The sequence below is a fragment of the Pseudomonas sp. genome (genome assembly GCF_026224925.1).
GTDB lineage: Bacteria > Pseudomonadota > Gammaproteobacteria > Pseudomonadales > Pseudomonadaceae > Aquipseudomonas.
In genome coordinates this window covers 1-3,601 of record NZ_JAMFRV010000635.1, presented here as the reverse complement: position 1 = coordinate 3,601, position 3,601 = coordinate 1, and the positions used below count along the sequence as shown (strand labels likewise).

Sequence of the window (3,601 nt, the reverse complement as noted above, 5' to 3'; positions counted from 1 at the left end):
CGAGCACGCACCGGCCGACCAGGAGGTTGCTTCCTGGCTGATTTGCGATCATCGCTTCCAGCGCCGTTACGGCCTGGGTTTTTCGCGTCCGACGCCAGTCCCTGTCGGGCCATTGGTGCGCTCCGGCTATCTCAAGCGCGCCGACAGCATCAAGCACTTGGCCGTGGCCTGCGGTATTGATCCGCAGGCCTTGGTCAACACTGTCGCCGAGTACAACCAGCATGCCACTCAAGGGCAAGACCCCACTTTCGGCCGAGGCTCAACGCCCTACAATCGCAAACAGGGCGACCCGCTTTATCCGGGCAGCAACCCCTGTGTAGCGCCGATTGAACAAGGTCCGTTCTACGCCGTCAAAGTCCAGCCTGGCTGTTTCGGCACCTTTGCCGGACTGAAGACTGACGGTAACGCCCAGGTGCTTGACGCCTACGGTCAGCCCATCACGGGCCTCTACGCTGCAGGCACCGACATGGCCAGCATCATGGGCGGCTGTTACCCGTCCGGCGGTATCAATCTCGGCCCGGCAATGACGTTCGGCTACATCGCCGCACGGCATATCGCGGGCGCCAACACCTACGAATAATGACGAGGGAGACTTGCAGACCAATCTACCCTCCCCGTTACGGCTTGCGGGTGATCATCCCGGACTTTGCCCCACAATGGGACCTGGCCCGGGCATAGAAGCCTAAAGCCTGGCCAGTCGCGCAGCGCCAGTGCGGGACTTGGCCATCGCAGCGAGACGCACCGCTACGTTGGCCGCGCCGTAGCCGACGTAACCATTCTTGCGTTGCAGAATCTCGAAGAAGAAACGATCGTCGAACGACTCGGTGTAGACGTGAAACAGCTCACCACCTTGGGCATCGCGGTCGTAGAGCACGTTGAAGTAGGCCAGCTCGCTGAGGAACTCATCGTCGAAATCGAAGCGCGCCGCCAAGTCGTCATAGTAATTAAGCGGAATATCCAACAGCGGTACGCCAGCTTCCTTGGCGCGGCTGACCTCAGCAAAAATATCCTCACAAGAAAATGCGATGTGGTGCACCCCTGAGCCGCGGTAACTGGACAGCGCGTGGGAAATCGCCGTGTTACGGTTTTCCGAGATATTCAATGGCAACCGCACCGTGCTGCAACGGCTACGCAACGCACGGCTTTTGACCAGACCGTAGGGGTCGGGTAGCACCACCTCGTCGTCGGCCTCGAAATCCAACAAGCTTTTATAGAACAGCACCCAACTGTCGAGGCTGTCCGCAGGCAACGCCATCGCCATATGGTCGATGCGCTGCAACCCTCCACCGGCAACCGCTTGCGGGTCCACCTTAAAATCGCTGTCGTAGATTGAGTGCCCAGGCTCGGCTGGCTCTACCAAGTAAATCAGGCTGCCATCCGGCGCACGCACGGCTGGAATTTCGCGTTCATTGGGGCCGACCAAACCACGATACGGCTGGCCCTTGAACACCCGTGCACGTTCCAGCGCAGAATTACCGTCATCCACACGCAACGCCATGGCGCATAACGACGGGCCGTGCGCCTCAAAAAAACTGTGGGCGAAGGAATAGGGTTCGGCGTTGAGAACGATCTTGATATCACCCTGACGCAACAGGCTGACCGCTTTGGAGCGATGCTGACCGAGATGGACGAAACCGAGGTTCTCCAGCCAAGTGGACAACTTTGCACCTTGGGCTTCATCTACCGCAAATTCTAGAAACTCGACGCCGTTATAGCTGCTTGCGGACGGCGGGTTGAACAGCATGTCGGTGTTGATGGGCTCAGCGTCCTTCTCCAACAGCTTGCGAGTTTTTTCTTCCAGGTACAGCAGCGACCGCAGACCATCCGCAGCGTTAGCTCGAGGTGGCGCGGCGCGAAAGCCATCGTTGAAGATTTCCAGTGACAATGGACCGGTGTAACCGCTGCGCAGAATCGGCGCGAGGAAGCCTGCCAGGTCAAATTCACCCTGGCCGGGGAAGCAGCGAAAATGTCGGCTCCACTCCAGAACATCCATCGCCAACAGCGGAGCATCGGCCATCTGCACGAAGAAAATTTTGTCGCCGGGAATCTGCGCGATGGCGCTAGGGTCACCCTTGAGTGACAAGGTGTGAAAGCTGTCGAGCAGTACCCCAAGCGCTGGATGATCGATTTGCCGTACCAGATTCCACACCTGCTGCCAGGTGTTCACATGCCGGCCCCACGCCAGAGCTTCGTAACCGATTCGCAGGTTTCGAGCACCGGCGCGTTCGGCAAGCAGGCTCAGGTCATCAAGAAGAATATTTTCATCGCCCACGGAATCCGCGGCGGTGTTACTGCACACCAGGACAAGGTCAGTGCCCAGTTCCTGCATCAAGTCGAATTTGCGTTCAGCACGGGCGATGTTGCGCTGCAGACGGTCACGGCGGCCGCCTTCAAAATCCCGAAACGGCTGGAACAAGGTGATGGAAATGCCCAGGTCCGCGCACATTTGGCGCACGTTTCGCGGGCTGCCGTCGTAGTAAAGAAGATCGTTCTCGAAAATTTCAACGCCGTCGAAACCAGCAGCGGCAATAGCTTCGAGTTTTTCTGGCAGGGTACCGCTCAAGGAAACGGTGGCAATCGAACGTTGCATGGCTCAGCTCCTGGATGATTGCGACCTCTGCGGGCCACAATTTTAACGCACCGGATTGATCAGCCTGTTCGGGACCATGATGGGTGCTGCGGTGAATTATTCGCTTGTGAAAATACCACGACAATCATTCATGTACTAACTGGTTAGTTTTGTGTTCGATTATCGAACAAAAGCCACTTTTGCCAATTGACGCTGTTTCGCTCGTTGCTCAACACTAGCTGCACATTGTGGGACGAACCCGAAAAGCCGTTAACCAATAGCTTGGGATTTTAGTCGTCTGCGGTCGTGTCACCCGCTAGCTCATAACAATTTTAAAAATAGGGTCAATGCTCATGCACTCACTTGCGGCTTCACTCACCAGCGCATCACGCCTTCCATACCGATGCCTCCTGCCTGCCATCGCCATCATTACTGAACCGCTGGGGAGACAACTGCCTTCAGACCTTTCGGGGGCTGGATCCGCTGTTGCCTGATTAATTCCAGCGCTCGAACCTTGCGTCCTGTTCTGCTCCGTTGATGAATCGCCTCGGCATTCTTGACCCTAAGTCAAAGAGTCGAGTCTTCGATGTCGTCACGGCCTCGCAGCACAAGGCATACGCTCGATTCAAGCTGCCTCTTCAGTTCGACTGACGCTCACGGCGCGGTCTTGGAACGGATGGCTTACCCATGATGCATACAGAAATAACGTCCCAACTCACAGCAGCACACAGCGGTATCGGTGGAAAAATCCGCGGTGCCATGGCAGTCGGTAAAACCCGCTGGGGGATGCTCGCCCTGATATTTTTCGCCACCACACTGAACTACATCGACCGCGCCGCCCTTGGCATCATGCAGCCGTTACTCGCCAAACAGATGAGCTGGACGGCGATGGACTACGCCAATATCAACTTCTGGTTCCAGGTCGGGTATGCCATCGGCTTTGTATTGCAAGGCCGCTTCATTGATCGGGTCGGCGTCAAGCGTGCGTTTTTCCTGGCCGTATTGCTCTGGAGCTTCGCCACGGGCGCTCAT

General features: G+C 57.0%; 3 protein-coding genes. 2 read left to right on the top strand and 1 reads right to left on the bottom strand.

Annotation, left to right across the window (positions count from 1 at the left end):
- On the top strand, nt 1-580 hold a 580-nt coding region (locus M0974_RS26345), incomplete at its 5' end, for an FAD-binding protein (RefSeq protein ID WP_297844028.1).
- Between the two features lie 102 nt (nt 581-682).
- Here M0974_RS26345 and quiC read toward each other — a convergent pair.
- Nucleotides 683-2,590 (bottom strand): 3-dehydroshikimate dehydratase QuiC, encoded by a 1,908-nt coding sequence (quiC, locus tag M0974_RS26340; protein WP_297844025.1) that lies wholly within the window; start codon nt 2,588-2,590, stop codon nt 683-685.
- Between the two features lie 666 nt (nt 2,591-3,256).
- On the opposite strand from quiC, the gene M0974_RS26335 reads away from it, so the two are divergent.
- Nucleotides 3,257-3,601, top strand: a 345-nt coding sequence (locus tag M0974_RS26335) for an MFS transporter (RefSeq protein ID WP_367279054.1), incomplete at its 3' end; no start/stop codon positions are given.

Coding starts and splice junctions, on each gene's coding strand:
- quiC (WP_297844025.1), bottom strand. CDS start 2,590: ATGCAACGTTCGATTGCCACCGTTTCCTTGAGCGGTACCCTGCCAGAA.